The 4864-nt window shown below is 63.4% G+C and carries 4 protein-coding genes; 2 read left to right on the top strand and 2 right to left on the bottom strand.

Annotation, left to right across the window (positions count from 1 at the left end):
* On the top strand, positions 1-1882 hold a 1882-nt coding region (locus AC1DX0_RS31185; RefSeq protein ID WP_477358286.1), incomplete at its 5' end, for an oxidoreductase.
* A 12-nt stretch (positions 1883-1894) separates the two neighbouring features.
* Here the strand turns inward: AC1DX0_RS31185 and AC1DX0_RS31190 are convergent.
* Positions 1895-2914, bottom strand: a complete 1020-nt coding sequence (locus AC1DX0_RS31190) for a LacI family DNA-binding transcriptional regulator (RefSeq protein WP_477219153.1) — start codon at positions 2912-2914, stop codon at positions 1895-1897.
* 114 nt (positions 2915-3028) lie between these two features.
* Between AC1DX0_RS31190 and AC1DX0_RS31195 the strand changes: the two genes are divergently transcribed.
* Complete coding sequence (locus tag AC1DX0_RS31195; protein ID WP_477219152.1) at positions 3029-4222, top strand: phytanoyl-CoA dioxygenase family protein; 1194 nt, start codon at positions 3029-3031, stop codon at positions 4220-4222.
* A gap of 145 nt (positions 4223-4367) precedes the next feature.
* Here AC1DX0_RS31195 and AC1DX0_RS31200 read toward each other — a convergent pair whose 3' ends face one another.
* Complete coding sequence (locus AC1DX0_RS31200) at positions 4368-4775, bottom strand: hypothetical protein (protein WP_477219151.1); 408 nt, start codon at positions 4773-4775, stop codon at positions 4368-4370.
* Between the last annotated feature and the right edge of the window lie 89 nt (positions 4776-4864).

Genomic DNA, 4864 nt, shown 5'->3' on the forward strand with positions numbered 1-4864 from the left:
GACCATGACGGCCGGCTCTGCGATCGTTTCGCGCGACAGCCCCGCCGCCTTCGGCAATTTGCATGTCTATGACGACCGCATCGTGCCGTGGCTGGCCGAACTCACTGAGGCCTGCCACGAGTATGACTGCAAGGTGATGATCCAGATCACCCATCTCGGCCGCCGCACCGGTTGGAACAAGGCCGACTGGCTGCCGGTGCTTTCGGCTTCGCCGGTACGCGAGCCGGCGCATCGCGCTTTCCCGAAAACGATCGAGGACTGGGACATCGAGCGCATCGTTGCCGACTACGCTTCGGCTGCGCAGCGCTGCCAGGCGGCAGGCCTCGACGGCATCGAGTTCGARKCCTACGGCCATCTGATGGACGGCTTCTGGTCGCCGGCCACCAAYCAKCGCGAYGAYGMKTWYGGYGGCTCGCTCGACAAYCGSCTGCGTTTCACCAACATGGTGCTGGACGCCGTGCGCGCTGCGGTCGGCGAGAAATTCATCGTCGGCATTCGCATGGTTGCCGATGAGGACTTCGAGAAAGGCCTGTCGAAGGAGGAGGGTGTCGAGATCGCCAGGCGGCTGGCCGGCTCCGGCAAGGTCGATTTCCTCAACATCATCCGTGGGTCGATCGAGAGCGATGCGGCGTTGACCAAGGTCATTCCGGTGGCCGGCATGCGGTCATCGCCGCACCTCGATTTCGCCGGCGAGGTGAGGGCGGCGACAAAGTTTCCGACCTTCCACGCGGCGCGCATCTCCGATGTCGCCACAGCGCGTCATGCTATCGCCACCGGCAAGCTCGACATGGTCGGCATGACGCGTGCGCATATCGCCGATCCCCACATCATCAAAAAGGTGATGGAGGGCCGTGAACACGAGATCCGCCCTTGTGTCGGCGCCACCTATTGCCTCGACCGCATCTATGAGGGTGGCGAGGCGCTGTGCGTGCACAATGCCGCGACCGGCCGCGAGGCCGAGATTCCGCACATTATTGTCAAGACCGAAGGGCCGAAGCGGAAGGTCGTCGTCGTCGGTGCCGGCGCCGGTGGGCTGGAGGCGGCGCGTGTCGCAGCCGAGCGCGGCCATCAAGTCAAGATCCTGGAGGCATCGTCGCAAGCGGGTGGCCAGGTGCGTCTGGCGACGCAGAATCCGCGCCGCAAGGAATTGATCGGCATCATCGACTGGCGGCTGGCCGAACTCGACCGGCTCGGCGTCGAGATCCGCTATGACACCTGGGCSGARAAGGATGATGTTCTGGCGCTGGCGCCCGATGTGGTGATCGTTGCCACCGGCGGCCTGCCGCAGAACCCGCCGCTGACAGCGGGCGACAATCTCGTCACGTCGAGCTGGGATATCATGGCCGGCAGCATCAAGCCGGCCGAGAACGTGCTGCTGTTTGACGACAATGGCGGCCATCAGGGCATGGGCGCGGCCGAGTTGATCGCAACCGCGGGGTCCAAGCTGGAGCTGGTTTCGCCGGAGCGTTTCTTTGCCCCCGAAATGGGCGGCATGAACCACGTGCCGTATATGCGCGCCTTTCAGGAACAGGGCGTCACCATCACCATCAACACGCGCCTGCGCTCGGTGCGCCGTGAGGGCAATCAACTGGTCGCCGAACTTGCTTCGGATTTTGCCGATGGCTGGCGCGGCGAGCGACGGGTCGACCAGGTGGTGGTCGAGCACGGTACGGCGCCGCTCGACGATCTCTACCTCAGCCTGAAACCGCTGTCGCGCAATGGTGGCGCGGTGGATTACGAGCGGCTGGTCAACGGTGGCGACATTTTCCCTACACGTAACCCCGAAGCCGGCTTCGTGCTGCTGCGCATCGGCGATGCGGTCGCCTCACGCAATATCCATGCCGCCATCTATGACGGGATCAGGTTCGGCTTGCGGATTTAATCCACGACCAGCTCACGCCGGCATGTTGAACGGCGTGATGATCTGGATGTTGGACGCGCCTGGCGCGACCGATTTCGGCAATGCGCCCTGTGCCCGCATGATGTGGATGCAGGCCGTCCTCATGTCTTGTCTGAGATCGTGATGCAGTACGGCCGAAATGCGTCGGCTTCGCAGCAAGTCGAGATTGTCGGCGTCGAGATCGTGGCCGATGAACACCCGGCACGGCCGTTTCACCGCGGCGAATGCCTGCACGATGGAGGCGTTTCCGCCGCCGATGGAGTACACCGCCGTAATGTCGGGATGATTTATCAGCGCGGTGCGGACCAGCTCGCCCGTCGCGCGATCGATGCCGTGCCCTTCGCTGATGTCGACGATCCCGAGATCGGGAAAGTTTTCGCGCAAGGCGCGGCGAAAGCCGATCTCGCGCTCCTCCTCACCCCGGAACCGGTTGCTGCTCAATGTGACCAGGACATCAGCATGTCGTCCACCCAGCCATGCGCCGATCAGATAGGCAGCCGTTTCGCCGGCGGCGCGGTTGTCGACGCCGACATAGGCCAGCCTCCGGCTGTTCGGCAGATCGGTGACCAGGGTCACGACAGGTATGCCCGACTGAACGATCCGATCCACCGCGGCCGCTATCTCCGGAACATCGGGCGCCTTGAGGAATATGCCGTTGCTGCCGCGACGGGCAATTGCATCAAGCAGGGAGACGGTGTTCGCCACCGCTCGCATTTCGGCAAGGTGGTAGCGTGACCGGAACACGGCCGGATGGAGGCCCGGCATCTCGGCCTCCAGCGCCGCACGCACCGCCTCGGTGAAGCGCACCGGAGCCTCCATGACGAGATCGAGAATGAATTTGCGGCCGGACAGACCGAGCTGCGAGCGTTGTGTTTCCAGTTCGCGGATCGCCTGCTCGATGCGGCGGATGGTGTGCTGACGCACGCCGCTGCGCCCATGCAGGACACGGTCGACCGTGGCGATACTGACGCCGGCCTGCTGGGCAATGTCCTTCACCAGGAATGGATGCGACATCAGCAGTCTCGATCCGATCTTGAGGTGTTTTTGAGGTGTTTCAGCGATATGCCACCTCTCAGTCGGAGCTATACTTCCGCCATCCAGTCGAAACAAGACCATGGGGAGGATACCGTGAAGGCCGACAATTTTTCCAAGCTCAGATCCGATCGTGTCTGGTTAACCGCCGATATGTGCAGCATCGACGATTTTGCGGCGTCGACGCAACGGACCACAAACCTGGCGGACTATCCGTTCGCGTCCGAGGTGCAGAAGAACGTCCTGATCTACGACGGTGCCGCGGTGCGCGCGGCCGCCGGCGATCCGGCCCGGCGCAAGGCGCTTCTCGCCGAGTGGGTCGAGGCGATGACGGACGGCCCAGGTGTGGTCGTCTTTCGCGGCGCTTTCGAGAATGTGGCCCCGATCGATGCCGCGACGGAGGCCTTCAACGCCATCATCGCCGAGGAGCGCGCGGCCGGGGCAGGCGGAGGCGATCATTTTGCCAAGCCCGGTGCCAACGACCGGGTGTGGAACGCGCTGGAAAAGCTTTGCCTGCGCGATCCCGCAACCTTCGCCGCCTATTACGGCAACGACATTATCGCGCTGATATCGGAAGCCTGGCTCGGCCCGGCCTACCAAGTCACATCGCAGGTCAACAATGTCAGGCCGGGCGGCGCGTCCCAGTCGGCGCACCGGGATTATCATCTCGGCTTTCAGACCGCATCGGTCATCGAACGCTACCCGGTCCATGTCCATCGGATTTCGCCGGTGCTGACGCTGCAGGGCGCCGTCGCTCATTGCGACATGCCGGTGGAAAGCGGCCCCACGCTTTACCTGCCCTATTCGCAGACCTATYTGCCCGGGTACCTGGCGATGAACCGCCCCGAATTCCAGGCCCATTTCACCGAGCATCATGTTCAACTGCCCCTCAGGAAAGGGGATGCGGCGTTCTTCAATCCRGCGCTGTTCCACGCCGCCGGCACCAACCGGTCCGCCGACATCCAGCGCATGGCGAACCTGTTGCAGGTGTCATCGGCCTATGGCCGCGCCATGGAGAGTGTGGACCGGACCCGCATGAGCGCGGCCCTCTATCCAATTGTCCAGCGCATGCTGGGCGATGGCAGCCTGACCAGGCAGGCGGTCGACAACGCCATAGCATCGTCGGCGGAAGGCTATTCCTTTCCGACCAATCTCGATCGCGACCCGCCGCTCGGCGGCCTTGCGCCGGAAACACAGCAGGCGCTTTTCCATCGCGCGCTGGATGCGGGATGGGAACCGGCCGTCTTTGTGGAGGCATTGGAAAACCAGGCGCGCAAAAAGCTAACCTGAGAAAGGCTGCTGCTGCAATTCGTACCGCTGGTGGCGCGCGGCTAAGCCTGCGTACGAGAGCCCGTGTACGTTGGCCTGACCGCGCGCCCGCACGTCATTGGCTCGTTGCCAGACAACGTACGATCTCGTGAGCTGGTGCTGCGTCTCAGAACATCCTGGCGACAGCCATGCACAGCACCGTGATGGCCAGCAGCCGCGCGGCAATGCGTTCGCCCGTCGCCATTCTCGAACGCAGTTGCGTTTCGGTTTCCGCATTGGCGCCGGCAAGCCGCCGGCTGGGCGCCCTGACCATGGCGCCGAGGACGCCGGCGGCGGCGAAGGCGGTCAGAATGCCGAGCGCCAGCACCATCTCCGTCAAGCCAAAATAGGCTCCGTGGAAGAAGTACCACAGCAGCGCCCCGGTCAGGAAAACCATGACGGCGGCGCCCAACTGTGGCCGGATGAAGCGCTCGGCCCGGATCTCGGGATCGCGCGCCAGCGTGACCGTGGTGCCGGCCCAGAAGACGCCTGCCAGGACATGAAGACCGATGACGACGATATAGACATATTGCATGACCGGATTTCCTCTTTCGCCTGCTGTCCACAAATAGTTAGATATCTAACTGTTAGATGTCAATGTATAAACGCGGGCCTGTTCCATCT

The sequence above is a fragment of the Mesorhizobium sp. P3_A9 genome, from assembly GCF_056402975.1.

What these genes read in the sequence shown, in the direction of transcription:
- AC1DX0_RS31190 (WP_477219153.1), bottom strand. Translation starts at nt 2,914, where the DNA reads ATGTCGCATCCATTCCTGGTGAAGGACATTGCCCAGCAGGCCGGCGTC.
- AC1DX0_RS31200 (WP_477219151.1), bottom strand. Translation starts at nt 4,775, where the DNA reads ATGCAATATGTCTATATCGTCGTCATCGGTCTTCATGTCCTGGCAGGC.